We start from the raw sequence: 21,107 nt of genomic DNA, 5'->3' as shown, positions 1-21,107 counted from the left end.
CCGATGTTCAGCCACGCCAGCACGCGCCAGAACCCGGCAAACCGCCCGCTGATCCAGCAGGCGGCCGTGACCTTGTGGCTGACGGCTGTAGCCGTGTGCATCGCCACCCCGGCCCTGGCCCAGGAGCCCCTCATGAGCACCCTCAGCCCCAAACAGCAAGAGGCCCTGGCCTTCCGCTGCGTCCACCAGCCACTGCCGACGCCGACGCCGGACGCGGATCAACTCTTCCTCTACGCTCGCCACCTGCAAAAGCACAATCTGCTCAAGCGCCAGCCCGACGTCACGCTGCAAGTGCAGCGGCTCTACCGCATCGCCGCCGCTCATGGCCACGTCAAAGCCAATATCAATTTGCAGAATGGTCTGACCGACGGCGACTTCGCCGGCGGCTTCCGCGAAGTGCTGGCGCTGAACGACAAGCTGATGGACCTGAGCCCCGCCCCCGGCTATTACAAGCTCGCCTACTACACCCGCCGCGGCTACGGCAATATCAAGCGCGACCGCGAGCTGGCGCTGCGCTATTTCCGCAAGGCCGCCGATCTGGGTAATCCCGAGGCGCAGTTCTATGTCGCCGAGCTACTCAGCCCCTACGACAAAGCTCCTGATATCGCAGTGAAGATGTGGCAATGTGCTGCAGAGCAAGGACATGCCAACGCGGCAAAAACATTGGGAATTCGACAAAGTGCGCTAAAACGATACTCTCCAGCATTGCAGGCCTATCAGCTCGGTGTCAAAGCAGGGAGCTCGGGTGCGGCCAGCTTTTTAGAAAATGGCTTCAAAACCTCGCCTCCCGACGACGGCATGTATTACATGGCGCTGAAGCTGGATCCCGAGCGCAGCCGCCGTTATCAGCAAATACGGCAATTCCTGTCCTCACACTCCTACCTGCAACCCACGGTAGAAGAAGTCGACCAGATCGTACCGCTGCCGCCGGCCCCCTTGCCGCCCTGGGATGGCGGCTTCCGCTGGCTGAAGGCCTTTCGCGGTCCCGGGCCGGCTCAGCCCAGCGAAGAACTGATCCAGCAGCTGGCCGAAGCCAAGCAGCTCGACCCCGCCACCGGCCTGTTCGACCCCAAGCGCAAGGCCGCCGCTGAAGCCGAGGCCAAAACCGCCCGCGAACGGGCCGAGCTGACCCCGCCCTTCGCCGGCGCGCTGCCCATCGGCGCGCTGCGCCGCAGCGGCGACGTGCCCAATGTCAACGCCCATTGGCGGCCGCGGCCGCCCAAGGGCTGCGTACCCTGGGGCAGCACCCATCCCACCAGTTACTGCACCGCCGGCCAGCCGCTGCCCTTACTCGATGTCGCCTTCCCGCTGCCGTGGTGGCAGCAATGGCTGAGCAAGGAATGGAAGGTCTACCGGCCCACCGAGGTGGAGTGGGAGCTGGTGCGTTATCAAAACCGCCAGGTCTCAACGCTTGATAGGCTCAGAGCGGGTCGTAAAAACGCCCGGCAAGCCGGGCGTTTCGCATCCATCCAGACAAAGGCGCTCAGTAGCCCAGCCCCATCGCTTCCTTGACGTCCTGCATGGTGGCGCGCGCCACTTGCTCGGCCTTGGCGTTGCCGGCGGCCACCACTTCCTTGACCAGCTTGGGATTGCTCAGATACTGCTCGGCGCGTTCAAACATCGGCTGCTGTTCGCGGAGTACGCCGTCTATCACCGGTTGCTTGCAGTCCAGGCAACCGATGCCGGCGCTGGTACAGCCCTGCTTCACCCATTCGCGGGTATCGGCGTCGCTGTACACCTGGTGCAGCTGCCATACCGGGCATTTGTCCGGGCTGCCCGGATCGGTGCGGCGCACGCGGGCCGGATCGGTCGGCATCGCCCGCACTTTTTTGGTGACGGTGGCCGGGTCTTCGCGCATGGTGATGGTGTTGCCGTAGGATTTGGACATCTTCTGGCCGTCCAGGCCCGGCATCTTGGACGCCTCGGTCAGCATCGCCTCGCATTCGGCCAGAATGCTCTTGCCCTTGTTCTCCAGCCAGCCGAACAGCCGCTCGCGGTCCGCTGCGCCCAGATTCTGGCTGGCGGCCAGGATTTCGCGCGCGCCGGCCAGCGCCTCGGCGTTGCCGTCTTGCAGATAGGCGGTGCGCAGGCGGTCGAATCCCTTGCCGGCCTTGCCTATCTTCTTCACCGCGGCGCGGGCCAGTTCTTCGAAGTTGGGCTCGCGGCCAAACAGGTTGTTGAAGCGGCGCGCCACTTCGCGGGTCAGTTCGATGTGCGGCACCTGGTCTTCGCCCACCGGCACCAGGCCGGCCTTATAGATCAGGATGTCGGCGGCCTGCAGCAGCGGGTAGCCGAGGAAGCCGTAAGTGCCCAGGTCCTTGGTGGACAGTTTTTCGATCTGGTCCTTGTAGGTGGGCACGCGCTCCAGCCAGGACAGCGGGGTCACCATGGACAGCGCCAGGTGCAGTTCCGCGTGCTGCGGCACTTTGGACTGGATGAAGACGGTGGCCTGTTCCGGGTCCACGCCGGCGGCCAGCCAGTCTATCACCATGTCCCACACGCTCTTGCCGATGATGGAGACGTCGTCGTAATTGGTGGTCAGCGCATGCCAGTCCGCCACCATGAAGTAGCAGTCGTGAGTGCTTTGCAGCTGCACCCAGTTCTTGATCACGCCGTGGTAGTGGCCAAGGTGCAGGCTGCCGGTGGGGCGCATGCCGGAGAGAATGCGGTTGGCGAACATGTTTGAATTCCGTTTCAGAAAATATGCGCGACCGCGCCGGAAACGAAGTCCGGCGCGTCAGGATTGGGGGGAGCCGGGCGCTTCAGAGTCGGTTTACGATCTGCTGCGCGTCGTGGAGCGTTACACGGGGAATACGCCTTGTCTCGCTCTAGCTCGCAAGATCGTAAACACACTCTTAGATCAGGGCGCGCACCAGGCCGTACATCAGGCCGTAGAACGGCCGCAAAATGGTGGTCAGCAGGCCGGTGAAGATCAAGGCCAGCAGCACCCACATGCCGTAAGGCTCCAGCTTGGCGTATTTCCAGGCCATGCCGGGCGGCAGAAAGCTCTCCACGATGCGGCCGCCGTCCAGCGGCAGGATGGGCAGCAGATTGAGCAGCATCAGCGAGATATTGATGCCGATGCCGGCCTGGCTCATCAGCGCCAGCGGCTCGCTGTAGCCGGTATCCATGCCGATGGCCAGTTTGAACAGCAGCACCCACATCAGCATCATCAGCAGATTGGAGGCGGGCCCGGCGGCGGCCACCAGCCGGCCGTGCTCGCGCGGCTTGCGCAGCGCGCCGAAGTTGACCGGCACCGGCTTGGCCCAGCCAAAGATGAAGCCGCCCAGCGTCACCGACAGCAAGGGCAGCAGCACGGTGCCGATCGGGTCGATGTGCTTGAGCGGGTTCAGCGTCATCCGCCCCATCATATAGGCGGTGCTGTCGCCGAAACGGCGCGCGGCGTAAGCGTGGGCGGCCTCGTGCAGGGTGATGGCGAACAGCACCGGCAGCGCGTAAATGGTGATTTTCTGGATCAGGTTAATGTCGCCCATGATGTCTCTTGTAGGTTGAAAACGGTGTCGGGAGGCAAAAGCGGAGTTTATAGGCCAAACGGCGACGGGTCGCCCTTGCCGCGACGCAGCAGCTCCACGCCCTCGGTCATGTCGATCACGGTGGTGGGCTCGGTGCCGCACCAGCCGCCGTCTATCACCGCGTCCACCGCGTGCTCCAGCCGCTCGCGGATTTCATACGGGTCGGTCAGCGGTTCCTCGTCGCCGGGCAGCATCAGGGTACAGGACAGGATGGGTTCGCCCAGCTCTTCCAGCAGGGCCAGCGCCACCTTGTGGTCCGGCACCCGCAGCCCGATGGTGGAGCGCTTGGGGTGCAGGGTGCGGCGCGGCACTTCGCGGGTGGCTTGCAGGATGAAGGTGTAGCTGCCGGGGGTGGCGGCCTTCAACATGCGGAACTGGCTGTTGTCCACCTTGGCGTAATTGGCCAGCTCCGACAGATTGTGGCAGACCAGGGTCAGGTGGTGACGCAGGTCCAGCTGGCGGATCTCCAGGATGCGCTCCATCGCCGGCTTGTCGCCCAGCATGCAGCCCAAGGCGTAACAGGAGTCGGTGGGATAGACCACCACCCCGCCCTCGCGCAGGATTTTCACCGCTTCGCGCACCAGCCGCGCTTGCGGATTGTCCGGGTGGATCATGAAAAACTGTGCCATGTGGGTCAGCCTTGTGCCGGGTCCGCCGGCCGGATGATGCGCGCGGCCAGCGCGTCCCAGATGGGTTTGCAGATCGGCGGCAGGTCGTCGGTGCGGCCGACGTCGCGGCCGCCCTCGCCTGGAGCGTGGAAATCGCTGCCGGCGCTGGAGTACAGTTCGTGGCGGTCCGCCAGCAAGGCGAACTTGTGCATATCGTCCAGGCTGTGGCTGCCGCTGGCCACTTCGATGCCGCGGCCGCCGGCCTGCTTGAAATCGTTGATCAGCCGCTCGATCAGGGTGCGGCCCATATCGTAGCGGCCGGGATGGGCGATCACCGCCTCGCCGCCGCCGGCCAGAATCCAGCCCACCGCGTCTTCCAGGCCGGCCCATTCGTGCGCCACGTAGCCGGGCTTGCCCGGCGTCAGGAATTTGCGGAACACGGTGCGCACGTCCTTGACCTGGCCGCTATTGACCAGGAAGCGGGCGAAGTGGGTGCGGCCTATCATTTCCGGGTTGTCGCACAAGGCCATCGCGCCGTCGAACGCGCCCTGAATGCCCACCTTGACCAGTTCGTCCGACATCTGCCGCGCGCGGTTGACGCGTCCGTCGCGGATGGATTGCAGCCCGGCGGCCAAGGTCGGCTGGTCCGGGTCTATGCCCAGGCCGACGATGTGCACGGTGTGCTTGCCCCAGGTAACCGAGACTTCGACGCCGTTGAGGAAGGCCAGCCCCTGGCGCGCCGCCTCGGCCCGCGCCGCGGCCAGGCCGTGGGTGCAGTCGTGGTCGGTCAGCGCCACCAGGGTGGCTTCGCGCTCGGCGGCGCGCGCGATCACCTGCTCCGGCGGCAAAGCGCCGTCGGAGGCGTGGGAGTGGAAATGCAGATCGATGCTGGCCATGCTTATTGTCCGTTGGCGGCGGCCTGGCGCGCGGCTTCGCGCAACTCCCAGGCGGCCAGTTTGGCGCGGTATTCCGTCATCAGGGCGTTATAGCTGTCCCAGATGCACGGGTCGCAGCCGCTGCCGCAGCAAGCGTCGTCCGGCGGGGGCTCGGGCGCTTCCGGCGGCGGGTCGAAGTCGTCGTCGTTCATGCCGCCACGACGCGGATGGAAAAGCCTTCGCCGCTGACCTGCTGGCCGGCGCGGATCTTGCAGGTCTTGCGCAGTTCCTCCTGGCCGTCCACTCGCACATTGCCTTCGGCGATGAAATGTTTGGCGGCGCCGCCGGAATCGCAGACATTGCAGATTTTCAGCAGGTCGCACAAGGCAATGTATTCGCCGCTCAATTCAAAGGTTTCGTTCATTTTTGCACACTCGATTGGGACAGGGCTGTGAGCGGGCTGTGGACAAGAACCGCAGCGCCTTCATTTTTCACGCCTTTTTACTGTCGCTTATTTTTTAATCTATCGCCGACAACTATCCACGCCATGGCAGGACAAGCTTGTGGGCCTGTTGTGGATAATTGCGGCAATTTGCTGAATTTCCAGCGCTTTATTCTTTGCGCTCAAAATTTAGGCAACTCGCCCGGCCAGAGGGCGGCCAACGCCGCCCGCGCCTGGGCCATGCGCCTTTCATGCGCGCCGCTCACCCGCGTCGCGTCAACGCCCGCGTCTTGCAGCGCCTGCCGGTAGAGGCCGAACAGCCAATCGCGCTGGGTCGGGTGGCTGCGCAGCGGGTCCGGCTCCCAGGGGATGTCCGGCTCGGCCAGCAGGGTCAAGGCGTAATCGCCGGGCCGACACAGCGCGAGCAAGCCGGGGCTGCAATGCCCGTGCGCCACTTCGCTCCAGATCTTGCAATTCAAGGCGGTGGTGTCGCACAACAAAACTTGGACGCCGCCGGCCAAGGACTGTTCCGCCGCCAACTGTCCACGCGCCACTTCCTCTATGATTTCCGGCGTGGCGCGGTACGGCCGCGCGGCGAAATAATCGCGCGCGTATTCCGGCACCCAGGCGGCGGCGATGCCCGCCTCGTTCAGCGCCGCCGCCAGCGCGCGCGCCAGCGTGGTCTTGCCGCAGGACTCCGGCCCCACGATGGCGATCTTCAACGGCCGCGCCGCGCCTTCTGACATCCGGCTGCTCTCAAAATACGGAAAAGCGGTCAATTATACGCCGCTTGCCGCGCTATCAACAGCCGGGCCGCTGTTCTCAACAAGCAAAGGGGACAGCCCTGTGCGCCAGCTGTGGACAAGGAAGCTAAGCCCTTGCCGCGAAATGGATTTGACCGTGAAGATCAAAAAATAGGCAGACCGATGGATTACCCACATCCAGCGTGAAAAGCCATGTGGGACAATTGTGGATAAAGCGGCCAAGTCCTTGTTCCGCCAAGCGCATTTTCTTTTGCTTATTTTTTAATCAAAAATCAGCGCCAACTCAAGACGACGGCATGCGCCGCACGCCGTCCATCGCCAACCCGGCCCCGTCGCGCCCATTTTCCCGTTTGCCCACACCCAAGGTGCAAAGCCGTGTGGGCGAGTTGTGGACAAGCGCGGCAAGACTCTGAAAAACCGGCACAAAAAAAGGCCGCTCAAAAAATGAGCAGCCCGGGTCGCGCACGGCGTCTTAATGCGCGCTCATCTCGCCGCGCAAGGGCTTAGCCAATTGCGCCGCCAGTTGCTGTCCGCTGAGACCGGCGGACAGCAGCACGTGCAGCTTGGCCAGCGCCGCTTCCGGCGTCAGGTCCGCCCCGGCCACCGCGCCGGCGCGCGCCAGCGGCTGGCTGGCGGCGTAAGCGCCCACCTCCACCGCGCCGCGCGGCGCCTGGGTGATGTTGAGCACGGCGCCGCCTCGCGCGGTCAGGGCCTTCACCCCGTCCAGCAGCGCCGGATCGGCCGGCGCGTTGCCGCTGCCGTAGCTCATCAGCACCGCCGCGTCCAACATCGGGTCCGCCATCAGGCGGCCGGCCAGCGCAGCGCCCTGCCCCGGGCTCAGGAACAGGCAGGCGATGTTCAGGTCTTCGCGCAGCGCCTTGGGCTGGAATTCGCCCTGCCCCGGCAACCAGGCGGCCTTGTTCCAGTGCGGATGGATGGCGAAGCGGGCCAGCGGTTCGGCGTTGGGCGAGCCGAAGCCGGCGAAATGCTCCACATCCAGCTTGCGGGCGCGGCTGCCGCGCAGCAGCAGGCGGTCGAAGGCGATGACGACTTCGCGCAACTCAGGCTGGCAGGCCGCCTCCAGCGCGTCGGCGACATTGTTCCAGCCGTCGGAGCGCGGGTGCAGCAGCGGCAGCTGCGCGCCGGTCAGCACCACCGGCTTGCCCAGCCCGCGCAGAGCGAAGGCCAGCACGCCGGCGGTATAGGCCATGGTGTCGGTGCCGTGGATGACGACGAAGCCGTCGTAGTCGCCGTAACGCTCGGCCAGCGCGGCGATGATGCGGTTCCAGTGACGCGGCTCGATGGCGGAGGAGTCGATCAACTCGTCGAACTCGACCACGTCGAAATCCAGGCCGGGCCGGCGGAAACGCTCCAGCAGGCCGGGCAACAGGCCTGGAGACGGCGCCAGGCCGTCCGGGGTTTCGGTCATGCCTATGGTGCCACCGGTGTACAACACTAAAACGCGGCTCATGCGATCTCCTGCAAACAGTGTCCAATGCCGCGATGGTAGCTCAATTCGCCGCGACCGCGGCAGGACTGTCCACGCGCAGACGCACCGCGTCGTGCCGCCAGTACTCGTAATCGCAGTCCAGCGTCTCGCCGGCGGCGTCTCGATTGATCCGGCGCACCAGCAGAACGGGGCTGCCCTCGGCCAGCATCAGCGCTTGCGCCACGCGGCCTTGCGCCGCCGCCGGCAGAATGTCGAAAGCCGCCGCCGCGTATTCGATGCCGTAATGGCGGCGGTACAAACCGGTCAGCGATTGACTCAAATCCAGCTCCTGGATGTCCGGGAAGCGCTCCGGTTTCAGGAAGTGCTCCACGTATAGCGCCACCCGGCCGTCCAGGCTGCGTTGACGGCAGATTTTCCACAAGGAGCTGAGCGGCGGCACGGCCAGCGCCCGGCACAGCTCGGGCGAGGCCAGCACGGTTTCCACGCTCAAGAGCCGGGTTTCCGCCGCGCGCTGCTGGGCGTCGGCCATGCGCTGGAAATGATTGCCGTAAAGCGGCGCGTATTCCAGCCGCGGAAACGCGAGAAACCAGCCGCGCCGTTCTTCGCGGTAGACCCGCCCTTCGGCCTCCAGCACGCCCAGGGCCTCCTTCAAGGTGATGCGGGTGGTGGCGAACAACTCCGCCAGCGCGCGCTCCGACGGCAGTCGGCCGCCCGGCCGCAGCAGGCCGCCGTCGATTTGCTGCAATAAGGCGGCGCGGATGCGCGCGGCCTGGGAAAGCGGTTTCGATTCAGGCATCAGGACTAGTCCAACAATCAGGTCTCCGCCGGCTTTTTACCAAGAAAAAATGACAAGGAAATGACTGGCCGCCAGCACCGCCGGCCGGCCTTGCGCCGATTTGTCACCGACATGCAATCAAACTGCCATGCGAGCTAAACCGGAATGTCATCTACACGGAATACCATCAGCATCGCTTTTATTTGACCTAGTCCAAAGGGATGGATGCCATGAATACACCGTTGCGCTGCGCCGTTCTGGGCGCGCTGGCCCTGCTGGCCAACACCGCTTTCGCCGATAATCTGAGCGCGCTGATCCAGGCCGCCAAGAAAGAGGGCGAGCTGAACGTGATCGCCCTGCCCCACGACTGGTGCGGCTACGGCGGCGTGATCGCCGGCTTCAAGGCCAAGTACGGCATCAAGGTGAACGAACTCAATCCGGACGCCGGCTCCGCCGACGAACTGGAGGCGATCAAGGCCAACAAGAGCAATAAGGGTCCGCAAGCGCCGGACGTGATCGACGTGGGCCTGTCCTTCGGCCCGCAAGCCAAGGCCGCCGGCCTGTTGCAGCCGTACAAAGTCTCCAACTGGAAAACCATTCCGGACAGCGTCAAGGACAAGGACGGCTATTGGTACGGCGATTACTACGGCGTGCTGGCCTTCGAGGTGAACAAGGATCTGGTCGCCAAGACGCCGACCGACTGGAGCGACCTGCTGAAGCCGGAGTACAAGAACGCGGTGGCGCTGGCCGGCGACCCGCGCGCCGCCAACCAGGCGATCCAGGGCGTGTTCGCCGCCGGCCTGTCCCAGTCCAAGGGCAATGTGGCCAAGGCCGCCGACGCCGGCCTCAAGTTTTTCGCGCAGTTGAACAAGAGTGGCAATTTCGTGCCTGTGATCGGCAAGGCGGCTTCGCTGGCCCAGGGCAGCACCCCCATCGTGATCCGCTGGGACTACAACGCGCTGGCCGACCGCGACACCTTGAAGGGCAACCCCAAGGTGGAAGTGGTGGTGCCCAAGAGCGGCGTGGTGGCCGGCGTTTACGCCCAGGGCATCAGCGCTTACGCGCCGCACCCCAACGCCGCCAAGCTGTGGCAGGAATACCTGTTCTCCGACGAAGGCCAACTGGCCTGGCTCAAGGGCTATTGCCACCCCACCCGCTTCAACGATCTGGCCGCGCGCAAGAAAATCCCGCAGGACTTGCTGAGCCGGATGCCGGACGCCGCCGCCTATAAGAAGGCCCTGTTCCCCACGCTGGAACAGCAAGAGGCTTACAAGGCGGTGATCACCAAGCAGTGGGACGGCGTGGTGGGCAGCAACGTCAAGTAAGCCGGCCTTATCCCCTTGGCGCGCGGCGCTGTCGCCGCGCGCGGGCTCTCTTTGGAAACACGCCCTCATGTCCGCATCTTCCGACTCTCTCGCCGGCCGTTCCGGCCCGGCGTCGCCGCGCCGCGCCGGCGGCGGCTTCGTCTCGCTGTCCTGGCTGGGCGTGGCGCCGTTCTTCCTGTTTGCGCTGCTCTTCCTGCTGCTGCCCACCGCCCGCCTGCTGCTGGGCGCCTTCCAGGACGCCGACGGCCATTTCACGCTGAACAATATCGCCCGGCTGTTCGAGCCGGCGATTCTCGACGCCTACAAGATCAGCCTGCAGATCAGCGCCGCCTCCGCGCTCTTGGGCGCGGCCTTCGGCCTGTTGCTGGCCCTGGCGGCGATCCGCGGCCGGCTGCCGGACTGGATCCGCCCGACGCTGGCCACCTTTTCCGGCGTGGCGTCCAACTTCGCCGGCGTGCCGCTGGCCTTCGCCTTCCTGGCCACGCTGGGCCGCATGGGCCTGGTGACGGTGTTGCTGCGCCGCTATCTGGACTTCGATCTCTACGCCGGCGGTTTCAGCATTCTCAGCTTCAGCGGCCTGACGCTGACCTATCTGTATTTCCAGATTCCGCTGATGGTGCTGATCGTCAGCCCGGCCATAGACGGCCTTAAAACCGAATGGCGCGAGGCCTGCGACAGCCTGGGCGGTTCCGCCTTCGCCTACTGGAGCCGCATCGCGCTGCCGGTGCTGTGGCCCAGCATCCTGGGCGCGGCGCTGCTGCTGTTCGCCAACGCCTTCGGCGCGGTGGCCACCGCCTACGCGCTGACCGGCAGCTCGCTCAACATCGTCACCATCCTGCTGTACGCGCAAATCCGCGGCGATGTGCTGCACGACCAGAACCTGGGCTACGCGCTGGCCTTGGGCATGATCGTGGTGACCGGCCTGTCCAACGCCGCCTACATCTGGCTGCGCGGCCGCGCGGAAAGGAGCCGGGCATGAAACGCCAGCCTGTCCACAAACCGTCGTCGCGCCTGGGCGCCTGGATCGCCGTCGTCGCCGGCGGCCTGTACTTCTTGCTGCCGTTGTTGGCCACCTTCGAGTTCAGCCTGAAGATGCTGCGCGAAGGCTATAGCTTCGAAGCCTACAAGCTGGTGCTGCAAGACCCCGGCTTTCAGCAAAGCTTCGCCTATTCCGCGCTGATGGCCGTGTTCACCATCGTCATCGGCCTCCTGCTGGTGGCGCCCACCGCCTTCTGGATCCAGCTCCGCCTGCCGCGGCTGCGTCCGCTGGTGGAGTTCATCACCTTGCTGCCGCTGGTGATTCCGGCCATCGTCATCGTGTTCGGCTATCTGCGCCTGTTCGGCAGCGACGCCTGGCTGCCCCTGACCGGCAGCGAGCGCGGCACCGATCTCTTGCTGGTCTGCAGCTATGTGACGCTGGCCCTGCCCTATCTATACCGTTCCATCGACGCCGGCCTGTCCGCCATCGACGTGCGTTCGCTGGCCGAGGCGGCGCAAAGCCTGGGCGGCGGCTGGCGGGTGATTCTGCTGCGGGTGATCTTCCCCAATATCCAATCCGCGCTGCTGTCCGGCGCTTTTCTGACCTTCGCCATCGTCATCGGCGAATTCACCATGGCCAGCTTGCTGGCGCGGCCGGCCTTCGGCCCTTATCTGCAATTGATCGGCGCCAACCGGGCCTACGAGCCGGCAGCGCTGGCCATCATCGCCTTTTTGATCACCTGGGCGGCCATGGGCCTGCTGCAGGTGGCAGGCCGTCACCGTCGCGCGCTGCGCGAGGCGTCGGCGACAGAATAAGAGAGACCCCATATGGCATACCTGGACATCCGGCACCTCAACAAGCGCTACGGCCAGCACACGGTGGTGCACGACTTCAATATGCGGGTGGAGGCCGGCGAGTTCGTCACCTTCCTCGGCCCGTCCGGCTGCGGCAAAACCACGGTGCTGCGCATGATCGCCGGCTTCGAAACCCCCAGCGGCGGCGCCATCCGCCTGCAGGGCGAGGACATCACCGCCTGCGCGCCGCAAAAACGCGGCATCGGCATGGTGTTTCAGAGCTATGCGCTGTTTCCCAATATGAACGCCGGCGAAAACATCGCCTTCGGCTTGAAGATGCAGAAGCGGCCGGCCGCCGATATCCGCCGCAAGGTGGCGGATGCGCTGGCGCTGGTGGAGCTGTCCGGCAAGGAGGGCCACTACCCGCATCAGCTCTCCGGCGGCCAACGCCAGCGGGTGGCGCTGGCGCGCGCGCTGGTGGTGGAGCCGCGCATTCTGCTGCTGGACGAGCCGCTGTCTGCGCTGGACGCGCGCATCCGCAAGAATCTGCGCGAGCAGATCCGCGACATTCAGCGCCGGCTGGGACTGACCACTATTTTCGTGACCCACGACCAGGAAGAAGCGCTGACCCTGTCCGACCGCATCTTCGTGATGAATCAGGGCAAGGTGGAGCAGGAGGGCGCCGCCGAAACCATCTACACCCAGCCGGCCACCGAATTCGTCGCCCGCTTCATGGGCAATTACAATCTGCTGTCCGCCGGCGACAGCCGGGCGCTGTTCGGCCTGGACATCCAGGGCCATCTGGCGATCCGCCCGGAGTCCATTCAATTGCTGCCCGGCGACAGCGCGGAAACGGACAGCCTGCCGGCGGTGGTGAAGCAGCGCCAGTTGCTGGGCAATGTCGTCCGTTATCAGGTGGAAAGCGCCGGCGCGCTGCTGCAGGTGGACCGGCTGAACCGCAACCCGGCGGATTTGCTGGCCGACGGCGCGCCTGTGCGGCTGCGCGTCCAGCGCGACGATATGCGCGAAGTGCGCTAAACGTCGGTCGGCCGCCGGAAATAGGCCATTTGCCGGCGCAGGCTGCCGGCCCGCTGCGACACTTCCTGCGCCGCCGCCGACAATTGCTCGCTGGCGGCGGCGTTGCCCTGGGACAGCTGGCTCAGGCCCTGCATCACCTGATTGATGCCGCCCACGTGCTGCGCCTGGGCCACGGCCTCCTTGGAGATGTCCCGCACCAGCTGCCGGGTTTGCTGGCTGGATTCGACGATGGCGCTCAGGCTCTTGCCGGCCTCTTCCGCCAGCCTCACGCTGCCGGCCGCCACCTGGCCGATCTCCTTGGCCGCGGTCTGGCTGCGCATCGCCAGCTTACGCACCTCGTCCGCCACCACGGCGAAGCCGCGGCCCAGCTCGCCGGCGCGCGCCGCCTCGATGGCGGCGTTGAGCGCCAGCAAATTGGTCTGATAGGCGATGTCGTCGATGATGTCGGTACGCTGGGCGATCACATGCATCGCCTCTATGGTTTCGCCGACAACCCGCCTGCCCTCCTCGGCCTGACGCGCGGCTTCGCTGGCGACGTCGCCGCTGCGGCTGGCGTCGCGAGCCATCGCGAACATCTGCCCGGCGATCTCGTCCACCGCGTGGCTGGTTTGCTCGATGTCGGAAGACGTGCGGCAGGCGCTGTCGGACAGGCCCTGCGATGCGCTGTTCAATTGCAGCGAGGCGTTGGCCACCGCGTCCGCGTCCTGCTGCACCTGCAGAATCACCCCGCTCAGCTTCCGCCCCATCTGGCGGATGTGCGCGGCCAGGCTGTTGTCGTCAGACGAAGCCAGCCGCAGCCGGAAGTCCAGTTGACCGCCGGCCAGCTCCCGCATGCCCTGCGCCACCTCGTCCGGCTCCGCGCCCAAGGTCCGCAGGATGCTGCGCGCCAGCAGCAGCGCGGCGGCGATGGGCAGCAACACTCCGGCCAACACCGCCAACGCCAGCCAGCTTTGCCAGCGCGCGGCGGACTGCTGCGCCGCCAGCGCGTCGCGGATCCGGATCAACACCGCGTTCTGCACCTCCAGCAAAGCATCGATGCGCCGGCTGGCCACGTCGAACCACTCTTCGCTGGACAAGCTCTGCATCGCGCCCGGGCCGCGCGCCAGCACCGCGTCACGCAGCGACTCGTACGCCCCGCTCGCGTCCATCGCCTGGGCCAGCAGACGTTCGTCGCCGTCGTTCTGCCGGTACAGGCTGCGGCACAGCGCCTCCTGCGACACCATGCCGCTGGCCAGGCGGAACTCGTTGATATTGAAACTGCCCACCGCCAGCACTCCGCCGATCAAGCCGCGGGCGCGGCCGGTGTACTCCGTCTGGCAATGCAAGGCGGACCATTGCTGCACCAAGGCGCGCACGTCCTCGCTTTGCGAATAGAACAGGGTGATGACCTTGGAGAGCCGCTCGATGATTTCGGTGTAGCGTTCAAACGCCGGCAGCGGCGAAATATGGCGCTGCGCCACATCGCGGCGCAAGGTCGAGAGCAGCTCCGCCGCCGGCAGTTGCTGGGAAAGAAACAGGCCGGCCTTGCGCGACAACTCGTCGCCCGGCGGCTGGCGCAAGCGGGTCAACAGCGCGTCGGCCTGCGCCTTTTGCCGCGGCAAGGCGGCCGGTATCGGCTTATGCTCGTTCAGATAGCGGTTGCTCAGGCCGCGCTCGATCTGCAAGGCGTGAATCAGCGCCCCCACTTGCTGCACATCGTCCACCAGCGCCTGGTCGCGCTGCAAAGCCTGTACCGTCCGCCACTGCGTAAAGGCAAACCACAAGGCCCCGCACAGCAAGAGCAGCACCAGCGGAGCGATCAACAAGGCCAGCTTGTGCACCAGCTTCAGACGGAAGTGCATCGGGTATCCTGTTCGCAAGCCATGGACCAAGGACCGCCGGAGCCCAACCCTGACGCAGCGGCCAACCGCTCTAACTATAGGCAATGGCTGGACAAGGCAAACACAGTGGCATGAGACGCGCGCCGACAGAGCGAACGCGCAAAGAAAAACCCGCCGCGAAAGCGGCGGGTTGCGGGGAGGCAGCGATCAGGCCGCGCGCAGGCTGGCGATCATGATCCAGCCTATCAAGGCCGGCGCCATCGCCATGCAGAAGCCGCGCATCAGGCGCATGCCGCGGCCGGCGCCGTCGCCGCTCAACTCGCGGCGCACCACAGGCCAAGCCTTCCAGCCCACGAACAAGGCCAGCAACAGCTCGCCCACCGGCATCAGCAGCTTGGACGTGAGGTAATCCAGAAAATCGAAAAAGCTCATGCCGAACAGCAGGTAATCGCTCCACACGCCCAGCGACAGCGAAGCGGGAATGCCCAGCAGGAAAATGCCCAGCGTCATCACCCAGGCGGATTGGGTGCGCTTGAGGCCGAACTCGTCCATCGCGAAGCTGGTCACCACCTCCAGCAAGGACACCGAAGACGTCAGCGCCGCCAGCAGCAGCAGGCAGAAGAACATCACCGCGAACACCTGCCCCAGCGGCAGGTGGGCGAACACCGCCGGCATGGTGATGAAGGTCAGGCCCGGACCCGCCGAGGGGTCGAAGCCGAAGGCGAACACCGCCGGCAGCACCATCAGGCCGGCCAGGAAGCAAGTGGCCACCGTCAAGGCGATCACCCATAGGGCCGAACCCAGCAGATTGGACTCTTTGCTGACGTAAGAACCGTAGGTGATCATGATGCCCAGGCCCAGCGACAGCGAAAAGAAGGCCAGCCCCAAGGCGTCCACCAGCATGGCGCTGCTGACCTTGGAGAAATCCGGCGCCACGAAATACTTGGCGCCCTCCCAGGCGCCCGGCAGCGTCAGGCCGCGTGCGATCAGCACCAGCATCAGCACGAACAAGGCCGGCATCAGGAACTTGGACAGGTTTTCAATGCCCTTCTGCACGCCGCCGGCCACCACCCACACCGTCAGCAAGGCGAAGCCGGCGTGATAGGCGATGGGCTCCAGCGGATCGCTGATGAAGCCGCTGAAGATGGCGCCCAGAGTCTTGGCGTCCGACGTCATGATGCCGCCGCCCAGCGCCTTGACGATGTAGGCGATGGTCCACCCCCCCACCACGCTGTAGAAGGACAGGATCAGGAAACACACCAAGACGCTCATATAACCGATGACGGGCCAGCCGCCGCCGGCCAACTGCCGGAAAGCGCCGACGGCGCCGGCCTTGGACGCGCGCCCCAAAGCCATCTCGGCCAGCATCAGGGCCAGGCCCAGCGTCAGGCAAATGCCCAGGTAAATAAACAGGAAGGCGCCGCCGCCATTGGTGGCGGCGACATAGGGAAATTTCCAGATCGCCCCCAGCCCAATGGCCGAGCCGGCGGCAGCGAGGATGAAACCGAGGCGCGAGCCCCATTGTGATCTTGCCATGATGCAGTCTGCTTCTTTGTCCGAATATTTGTTCTTGAATCGCCGAGATCGACGCCCGCGCCCAAACGCGATCGCCGCAGCGGCAAAGGTGCTGTTTTGCGCCGGTAAGGCGCGGCTCGCGCCAGGCCAGATCATGAAGCCCGGAAGCGAACGGAAGGGACCCGGCAAGCCGGGCAAGGGAGAGAAAACCGCCGTGTGGGCGGGCCGAAAGCCGCGTCAGGGGTGGCGACGGGCTACGGTTCTCGCTAGTGTATTTTGCGTACAAACACGAATTTACCATGATTGATGGCAATTTCCAGCGTACGCAGGCAATTAATTCCGACTCCCAGCGCAAGTACGGTCATTTCCCGGCAAAGATGGGCATGACAATCCACTCTCAATTAAGTTGAGCATGAAATATCTGTACTCAGGGAATACACTTAGAGCGGCGGACAAAAAACAGTTCCACGCGGCAAGCAAGGCGCGCCGGCCGGACAGCGCAAGCAAGACGGCGAGCCGATGCCACGCGGCGCCTGGAGTTTGTCAGCCGCTTTAAGACCAGCGGCCCCACTGCTACGCGCCTGGCCACGCCAGGAGCGAACTCGCCGGCCTCACGCGACTTACGGAGAGCCCCTATGGCGATACTGCAAGCCTTCCAATCGCTGATCGACACCGTACAGGGCGCCTTGATCATCGCGCTTCCCGCAGACGGCCAGATCGTCAGCGCCAACCAGTTGGCCGCCATCCTGCTGGCCACTCCGCACGGCGATCTGATTGGCCAGCCCTTCTCCCGCTTTCTGCCGGATCCCGCGGACAGCGAACTGCTGGCCGGCGAACTGCGCCGCACCAGCATGATCTACAACCGCTCGCTCTCCTTGCAAGCCAGCGGCGGACGCCGCTTCGAGGTGCAGATGTCGCTGCGCGAGGTGGAGCTGGAAGGCGCGCTCATGCTGGTCTACAGCTTCAGCGACCGGACGGAAACCAAGGTCATGAGCCAGCTGCTGGATTTTGAGCGCAATCTGGTGGAGCGCTCGATCAGCCTGATGAAAAGCCTGCGCGCGGAAGACAAGCAAGCCGACGACGACAAATTGACCGGCGTGGCCGGCATGCACCGCCTGCTCTCCGCCGCCCATGCCGAAACCGGCCGCGCGCGCCGCTACGGCGGCGCCGTCTCCGGCCTGATCCTCAGCCTGATGAACGTGCCCGAGCCGATGCCGGAGCTTGACGAAGGCTCGGCGCACCGCCACTTGCTGCGCCTGGCCGGCAGCCTGTGCCTGCAAAGCACGCGCGACAGCGATCTGGTGGCCCAGCGCGAAGACGACGCCTTCATCATTCTGCTGCCCAACACCGGCGTAAGCGGCGCCAACGAACTGGCGCGCAGGCTGATCAAATCGCTGCGCCAGCTCAGCTTCGTCTACCAGGGGGAAGAGCGCAAGGCGGCCGCCTGCGTCGGGCTGAGCGCTCTGCGCGGCAGCGAAAACACGCCCAAACCCATGCTGGAACGCTTGAACGAAGCGCTGCAAAAAGCGCGGGAAGGCGGTCCCAACTACATCGTCAAACTGCCCTGAAGCGTCTGTCCGGCTAGGCAGGAGCGCCGCGCTCCAGCCAGACGGCTTCAGCCCGATAAACAACAAACCGGCGAGGCATCGTCTTGACGCCTCGCCGGTTTCGTTTCCATCGGCCGTTTAGCCTGTCAGCAACTCACTTCCGCGTTCTTGCGCGCATAGAACCACCAGCACAAGGCGATGCAGCTGATATAGAAAACAATGAAGCACAACAGCGCCGGCTCCGCGCCGCCGGTCGCCTTCATGGACGCGCCAAAGCTCTGCGGAATGAAATAGCCGCCGTAAGCGCCAATGGCGCTGATGAAGCCGCCTGCCGCGGCCGACTCCTTGACCCCGTCCGCCTCGGCCTGCTTGCGCGCGTCTTCGCCGCGACCGGCCGCCGCGCGCAGCCGCCCGGTGGTGAAGATGGTCGGAATCATTCGGTAAGTCGAACCATTGCCCACGCCGGCCATGGTGAACAGCAAGAGGAACATGGCGAAGAAGCCGGCAAAGCTGCCGCCGCTCAACTGCCCGGCCGCGTCATGCGCCGGCAGGAAGTGCAACACCCCCACCACCGCCAAGGCCATCACCGCGAACACCCACATGGTCACCCGCGCGCCGCCGAGCTTGTCCGAGATCACGCCGCCTATCGGGCGCACCAGGGCGCCGAGCAAGGGACCGATAAAGGCGAACTTGGCCACCGGCACCTCCGGAAACTGCGTCTTGGTCAGCAGGGCGAAAGCGCCGGCAAAACCGATGAAGCTGCCGAAAGTGCCGATGTACAGCCAGCACATCAGCCAATTATGCTTGCGGCGGAAAATCACCGCCTGCTCTGTGAACGAGGCCTTGGCGTCCGCCAGATCGTTCATGCCGAACCAGGCCGCCGCCGTGGCCAAAACAATGAACGGCACCCAGACGAAGCCGGCGTTCTGCAGCCACAAGCTCTTTTCCACCCCATCCTTGACATAATGCTGCGCATCGCCGCCGAAGGCGCCGAACATGCCGCCGGTCACCACCAGCGGAATCACGAACTGGGCCAAGGACACGCCGAGGTTGCCGAAACCCGCGTTCAAGCCGTTGGCCGCGCCCTTCTGCGCCTTGGGGAAAAAGTAAGCGATATTGGCCATGGAGCTGGCGAAATTGCCGCTGCCCAGCCCGCACAGCAAGGCGATCGCCAGCATCACCGGATAAGACGTCGTGGGATCCTGCACCGCAAAGCCCAGCCATATCGCCGGAATCAACAGCGAGGCGGTGGACAAAGTCGTCCATTTGCGCCCTCCCACTATGGACGGCATGAAGGAATAAAAAATGCGCAAGGTCGCGCCGGACAGCGCCGGCAGCGCCGTCAGCAAAAACAGCTGATCCTTGGTGTAATTGAAACCCGCGTTCGGCAGGTTCAAGGTCACCACGCTCCACAATACCGAAATGACGAAAGCCAGCGTCAGACACGGAATCGAAATCCACAAATTGCGCCGCGCAATGCTCTGGCCTTCTTGTTGCCAGAACTCGGCGCTTTCCGGCTCCCACCGTTTGATGACATAAGACATGACTCAACCCTCCCCGCCGGCCCGAGTCATGGCCAGACCAGCGCTATTTGACAATCTTTTAAAGGCGGCGCGCGTCAAGGCGCCGCCATGCAACTCAAACTCAACGACTGGCGGCGGCCAGACGCAAACGCTCCGCGGCCACCGGCTTGAACGAGTAATGCATCCAGACCAGGCTGACGCAGACCGTGCCGTACAGCAGCATGAAACAGCTGGAACGCACCCCGGCGAGGTCCACCAGCGCGCCGAACAAAATCGGCAACACGAAACCGGCCAGTCCGCCGGCCAGGCCCACCACGCCGGACACCGCGCCGATATTGTCGGGAAAATCATTGGCGATGAACTTGAACACCGAAGCCTTGCCCACCGCCATCGCCACGCCGGCGATGAACAACACCGCGGTGAACAGCACCGAGTTCAAACCGATATGCAGGCTCCACGCCCCCTTGACGGTGGCCACCACCATCTCAGTCTGCGGATAGGACAAGACGAAGAAGCACACCCATAACACCCACATCACCCACCAAGTGGTCCGGTACGCGCCGAAGCGATCCGACATCCAGCCGCCGATCGCGCGCAGTACGCCGCCCGGCAAGGAAAAACAGGCGGCGAGAAAAGCCGCGGTTTTCATATCAAAGCCGTACTCGCCGACAAAATACTTGGTCAGCCACAGCGACAAGCCGACATAGCCGCCAAACACCACCGAGTAATACTGCGAGTAGCGCCAAACCCGGGGATCGCGCATCACTCGCAGTTGATCGACGAAGCGCTGGCTCCCTCCGCTCAAGTGCGCTGGATTGTGATAACTGCAAAACCAAAACAGCAGCGCCGCAGCCAGCATCACCCCGGCGTAAACCTGGGGCACCAGCGTCCAGCCGCCCAGCGCGATCAAGGCCGGCGCCACGAATTTATTCACCGCCGCGCCGGAATTGCCCGCGCCGAACACGCCCATCGCCATACCCTGATGCCGCGCGTCGAACCAGCGCGCCACATAGGGCGTGCCCACCGAAAAACTGCCGCCCGCCAAGCCGATGAACAGCCCAATCAGCAAGAAATGCCAATACTGGGAGGCGAACTCCATCAGATAAATCGGCAGCACCGCGCTCAGCATCAGGCAGAACAAAACGATGCGGCCGCCATAGCGGTCGGTCCAGATCCCCAAGGGCACCCGCACCAGCGAACCCGACAACACCGGCATCGCCACCAGAATGCCGAACTCGGTTTCGTTCAGCCCCAGTTGCTGCTTCACCGGAATGCCCACCACGCCCATCATCATCCACACCATGAAACAGACGGTGAAAGCAAAAGTGCTGACGGCCAGCACTGAATACTGCTTGTACGCCGCGGATGTCATCTTTCCTCCCTCAGCGGCCTGGCGGCCGGTCAGTCCAACTCCATACTCACACCATACTGCTCGCGCGCCGGGAAACCCATTCGCCAGACGTGGGCAAGACCGAGGAAAAACGATCTAATCGAAATAGTTCTTTTGGGTGGTATTCAGGACAGCGGCGATGCCGCAGAAGGGATGGAAGGCGGCGTAGCCGTCCGGCTTTGCGCCAATGCAAGTTACAGCCCCGGCGACATTGGCTAAGATAGGCGCATTGCCAACAAGGGAGCCTCCCCCATGAATGCCGCCAAGAAGATTCGCCGTTTCATCGAAGAAGGACATGACCCGCAGCAAATGCAAGTGCTCAAGGAACTGGCGACCGCACTGGAAATGGGCCGCTCTTTCGACCTCAGCCTGCTCTACGATATCGACATGCGCTACTTCGACGTCGCCATCGACCTGCTGAAAGACTGGCGTTTCGACCATCACATCGCCTCTCGCAGCAAGCTGCTGGAGCAGTTGCTGACCGAGATCGCACCGGACAGACAGGCGAAAGCGCAGGAAGCCCCAGCAGTCAAACCGGCGGCGAGCAAAGCCGCCAAACTCAAAAAGTAAGCGGACAGCGGACGCAACAAAGCCTCCCTTTGGGGAGGCTTCCATGTCGCCGTTCAACAGCACAATGCATAAAGCCCAGCTCGTGTGAGCTGGGCTTTGCAATGGGGCGTCTGGCGGTGTCCTACTTTCACATGGCGAATGCCACACTATCATCGGCGC

General features: G+C 64.4%; 21 protein-coding genes. 8 read left to right on the top strand and 13 right to left on the bottom strand.

The features are described 5' to 3' along the window. Positions 1-3 precede the first annotated feature (3 nt). Positions 4-1,512, top strand: a complete 1,509-nt coding sequence (locus ACODRW_RS22010) for an SEL1-like repeat protein (protein ID WP_488906694.1) — start codon at positions 4-6, stop codon at positions 1,510-1,512. On the opposite strand, the gene ACODRW_RS22005 is transcribed toward ACODRW_RS22010, so the two are convergent. The 7 genes from ACODRW_RS22005 to ACODRW_RS21975 form a co-directional block, all read right to left on the bottom strand. Next, positions 1,484-2,680 (bottom strand): tryptophan--tRNA ligase, encoded by a 1,197-nt coding sequence (locus tag ACODRW_RS22005; protein WP_488906693.1) that lies wholly within the window; start codon positions 2,678-2,680, stop codon positions 1,484-1,486. The two genes, ACODRW_RS22010 and ACODRW_RS22005, sit on opposite strands and share 29 nt — an antisense overlap. Positions 2,681-2,855: 175 nt before the next feature. Further along, the gene (locus ACODRW_RS22000) at positions 2,856-3,494 is read right to left on the bottom strand and encodes a site-2 protease family protein (RefSeq protein WP_488906692.1); all 639 of its coding nucleotides are present in this window, start codon (positions 3,492-3,494) and stop codon (positions 2,856-2,858) included. 47 nt (positions 3,495-3,541) lie between these two features. Then, positions 3,542-4,162, bottom strand: a complete 621-nt coding sequence (locus tag ACODRW_RS21995; RefSeq protein ID WP_107799980.1) for an L-threonylcarbamoyladenylate synthase — start codon at positions 4,160-4,162, stop codon at positions 3,542-3,544. A gap of 5 nt (positions 4,163-4,167) precedes the next feature. Further along, entirely contained in the window at positions 4,168-5,037 is an 870-nt protein-coding gene (locus ACODRW_RS21990; protein WP_227107281.1) for a 3',5'-nucleoside bisphosphate phosphatase, read from the bottom strand. Between the two features lie 2 nt (positions 5,038-5,039). Next, entirely contained in the window at positions 5,040-5,228 is a 189-nt protein-coding gene (locus ACODRW_RS21985; protein ID WP_019101808.1) for an oxidoreductase-like domain-containing protein, read from the bottom strand. Further along, positions 5,225-5,440: an RNA-binding S4 domain-containing protein gene (locus tag ACODRW_RS21980; RefSeq protein WP_107799982.1), complete on the bottom strand. Its 216-nt coding sequence runs from the start codon at positions 5,438-5,440 to the stop codon at positions 5,225-5,227. Before ACODRW_RS21980 ends, ACODRW_RS21985 begins: the two co-directional genes overlap by 4 nt. A gap of 200 nt (positions 5,441-5,640) precedes the next feature. Then, positions 5,641-6,180, bottom strand: a complete 540-nt coding sequence (locus ACODRW_RS21975) for an AAA family ATPase (RefSeq protein WP_488906691.1) — start codon at positions 6,178-6,180, stop codon at positions 5,641-5,643. Between ACODRW_RS21975 and ACODRW_RS21970 the strand changes: the two genes are divergently transcribed. Then, complete coding sequence (locus tag ACODRW_RS21970) at positions 6,167-6,376, top strand: hypothetical protein (RefSeq protein WP_199226054.1); 210 nt, start codon at positions 6,167-6,169, stop codon at positions 6,374-6,376. The two genes, ACODRW_RS21975 and ACODRW_RS21970, sit on opposite strands and share 14 nt — an antisense overlap. Positions 6,377-6,694: 318 nt before the next feature. Here ACODRW_RS21970 and ACODRW_RS21965 read toward each other — a convergent pair whose 3' ends face one another. Both ACODRW_RS21965 and ACODRW_RS21960 read right to left on the bottom strand, forming a co-directional pair. Further along, a complete protein-coding gene (locus tag ACODRW_RS21965; RefSeq protein ID WP_107799984.1) occupies positions 6,695-7,693 on the bottom strand; it encodes an asparaginase in 999 nt (332 codons plus the stop codon). A 40-nt stretch (positions 7,694-7,733) separates the two neighbouring features. Further along, positions 7,734-8,468, bottom strand: a complete 735-nt coding sequence (locus ACODRW_RS21960) for a UTRA domain-containing protein (RefSeq protein WP_488906690.1) — start codon at positions 8,466-8,468, stop codon at positions 7,734-7,736. Positions 8,469-8,677: 209 nt separating this feature from the next. Between ACODRW_RS21960 and ACODRW_RS21955 the strand changes: the two genes are divergently transcribed. From ACODRW_RS21955 to ACODRW_RS21940, 4 genes are all read left to right on the top strand, one after another. Further along, on the top strand, positions 8,678-9,772 hold the full coding sequence (locus ACODRW_RS21955; RefSeq protein WP_235089663.1) for an ABC transporter substrate-binding protein: 1,095 nt from the start codon (positions 8,678-8,680) through the stop codon (positions 9,770-9,772). Between the two features lie 67 nt (positions 9,773-9,839). Continuing rightward, positions 9,840-10,751 (top strand): ABC transporter permease, encoded by a 912-nt coding sequence (locus ACODRW_RS21950; RefSeq protein ID WP_107799987.1) that lies wholly within the window; start codon positions 9,840-9,842, stop codon positions 10,749-10,751. Then, positions 10,748-11,566: an ABC transporter permease gene (locus ACODRW_RS21945; RefSeq protein ID WP_253315635.1), complete on the top strand. Its 819-nt coding sequence runs from the start codon at positions 10,748-10,750 to the stop codon at positions 11,564-11,566. Before ACODRW_RS21950 ends, ACODRW_RS21945 begins: the two co-directional genes overlap by 4 nt. A gap of 12 nt (positions 11,567-11,578) precedes the next feature. Further along, a complete protein-coding gene (locus tag ACODRW_RS21940; RefSeq protein WP_486636740.1) occupies positions 11,579-12,583 on the top strand; it encodes an ABC transporter ATP-binding protein in 1,005 nt (334 codons plus the stop codon). Here ACODRW_RS21940 and ACODRW_RS21935 read toward each other — a convergent pair. Then, the gene (locus tag ACODRW_RS21935; protein ID WP_488906689.1) at positions 12,580-14,424 is read right to left on the bottom strand and encodes a methyl-accepting chemotaxis protein; all 1,845 of its coding nucleotides are present in this window, start codon (positions 14,422-14,424) and stop codon (positions 12,580-12,582) included. The genes ACODRW_RS21940 and ACODRW_RS21935 overlap by 4 nt on opposite strands. 186 nt (positions 14,425-14,610) lie before the next feature. Then, the gene (locus ACODRW_RS21930) at positions 14,611-15,939 is read right to left on the bottom strand and encodes a sodium-dependent transporter (protein WP_488906688.1); all 1,329 of its coding nucleotides are present in this window, start codon (positions 15,937-15,939) and stop codon (positions 14,611-14,613) included. 614 nt (positions 15,940-16,553) lie between these two features. On the opposite strand from ACODRW_RS21930, the gene ACODRW_RS21925 reads away from it, so the two are divergent. Continuing rightward, positions 16,554-17,486 (top strand): PAS domain-containing protein, encoded by a 933-nt coding sequence (locus ACODRW_RS21925; protein ID WP_107799991.1) that lies wholly within the window; start codon positions 16,554-16,556, stop codon positions 17,484-17,486. A 125-nt stretch (positions 17,487-17,611) separates the two neighbouring features. Here ACODRW_RS21925 and ACODRW_RS21920 read toward each other — a convergent pair whose 3' ends face one another. Beyond that, a complete protein-coding gene (locus ACODRW_RS21920) occupies positions 17,612-19,009 on the bottom strand; it encodes a NarK family nitrate/nitrite MFS transporter (RefSeq protein WP_107799992.1) in 1,398 nt (465 codons plus the stop codon). A gap of 100 nt (positions 19,010-19,109) precedes the next feature. Beyond that, complete coding sequence (locus tag ACODRW_RS21915) at positions 19,110-20,360, bottom strand: MFS transporter (RefSeq protein WP_488906687.1); 1,251 nt, start codon at positions 20,358-20,360, stop codon at positions 19,110-19,112. A 270-nt stretch (positions 20,361-20,630) separates the two neighbouring features. Here ACODRW_RS21915 and ACODRW_RS21910 point away from each other — a divergent pair, with 270 nt between their 5' ends. Continuing rightward, complete coding sequence (locus tag ACODRW_RS21910; protein ID WP_227107267.1) at positions 20,631-20,948, top strand: hypothetical protein; 318 nt, start codon at positions 20,631-20,633, stop codon at positions 20,946-20,948. The last annotated feature ends 159 nt before the right edge of the window (positions 20,949-21,107 follow it).

The sequence above is a fragment of the Chromobacterium sp. FG89 genome, assembly GCF_057808735.1.
Note: the sequence above shows the minus strand (reverse complement) of the source record. Positions and strands in the feature narration are given on the sequence as shown.

What these genes read in the sequence shown, in the direction of transcription:
- ACODRW_RS22010 (WP_488906694.1), top strand. Translation starts at nt 4, where the DNA reads ATGTTCAGCCACGCCAGCACGCGCCAGAACCCGGCAAACCGCCCGCTG.
- ACODRW_RS22005 (WP_488906693.1), bottom strand. Translation starts at nt 2,680, where the DNA reads ATGTTCGCCAACCGCATTCTCTCCGGCATGCGCCCCACCGGCAGCCTG.
- ACODRW_RS22000 (WP_488906692.1), bottom strand. Translation starts at nt 3,494, where the DNA reads ATGGGCGACATTAACCTGATCCAGAAAATCACCATTTACGCGCTGCCG.
- ACODRW_RS21995 (WP_107799980.1), bottom strand. Translation starts at nt 4,162, where the DNA reads ATGGCACAGTTTTTCATGATCCACCCGGACAATCCGCAAGCGCGGCTG.
- ACODRW_RS21990 (WP_227107281.1), bottom strand. Translation starts at nt 5,037, where the DNA reads ATGGCCAGCATCGATCTGCATTTCCACTCCCACGCCTCCGACGGCGCT.
- ACODRW_RS21985 (WP_019101808.1), bottom strand. Translation starts at nt 5,228, where the DNA reads ATGAACGACGACGACTTCGACCCGCCGCCGGAAGCGCCCGAGCCCCCG.
- ACODRW_RS21980 (WP_107799982.1), bottom strand. Translation starts at nt 5,440, where the DNA reads ATGAACGAAACCTTTGAATTGAGCGGCGAATACATTGCCTTGTGCGAC.
- ACODRW_RS21970 (WP_199226054.1), top strand. Translation starts at nt 6,167, where the DNA reads ATGGCGATCTTCAACGGCCGCGCCGCGCCTTCTGACATCCGGCTGCTC.
- ACODRW_RS21965 (WP_107799984.1), bottom strand. Translation starts at nt 7,693, where the DNA reads ATGAGCCGCGTTTTAGTGTTGTACACCGGTGGCACCATAGGCATGACC.
- ACODRW_RS21960 (WP_488906690.1), bottom strand. Translation starts at nt 8,468, where the DNA reads ATGCCTGAATCGAAACCGCTTTCCCAGGCCGCGCGCATCCGCGCCGCC.
- ACODRW_RS21955 (WP_235089663.1), top strand. Translation starts at nt 8,678, where the DNA reads ATGAATACACCGTTGCGCTGCGCCGTTCTGGGCGCGCTGGCCCTGCTG.
- ACODRW_RS21950 (WP_107799987.1), top strand. Translation starts at nt 9,840, where the DNA reads ATGTCCGCATCTTCCGACTCTCTCGCCGGCCGTTCCGGCCCGGCGTCG.
- ACODRW_RS21945 (WP_253315635.1), top strand. Translation starts at nt 10,748, where the DNA reads ATGAAACGCCAGCCTGTCCACAAACCGTCGTCGCGCCTGGGCGCCTGG.
- ACODRW_RS21940 (WP_486636740.1), top strand. Translation starts at nt 11,579, where the DNA reads ATGGCATACCTGGACATCCGGCACCTCAACAAGCGCTACGGCCAGCAC.
- ACODRW_RS21935 (WP_488906689.1), bottom strand. Translation starts at nt 14,424, where the DNA reads ATGCACTTCCGTCTGAAGCTGGTGCACAAGCTGGCCTTGTTGATCGCT.
- ACODRW_RS21930 (WP_488906688.1), bottom strand. Translation starts at nt 15,939, where the DNA reads ATGGCAAGATCACAATGGGGCTCGCGCCTCGGTTTCATCCTCGCTGCC.
- ACODRW_RS21925 (WP_107799991.1), top strand. Translation starts at nt 16,554, where the DNA reads ATGGCGATACTGCAAGCCTTCCAATCGCTGATCGACACCGTACAGGGC.
- ACODRW_RS21920 (WP_107799992.1), bottom strand. Translation starts at nt 19,009, where the DNA reads ATGTCTTATGTCATCAAACGGTGGGAGCCGGAAAGCGCCGAGTTCTGG.
- ACODRW_RS21915 (WP_488906687.1), bottom strand. Translation starts at nt 20,360, where the DNA reads ATGACATCCGCGGCGTACAAGCAGTATTCAGTGCTGGCCGTCAGCACT.
- ACODRW_RS21910 (WP_227107267.1), top strand. Translation starts at nt 20,631, where the DNA reads ATGAATGCCGCCAAGAAGATTCGCCGTTTCATCGAAGAAGGACATGAC.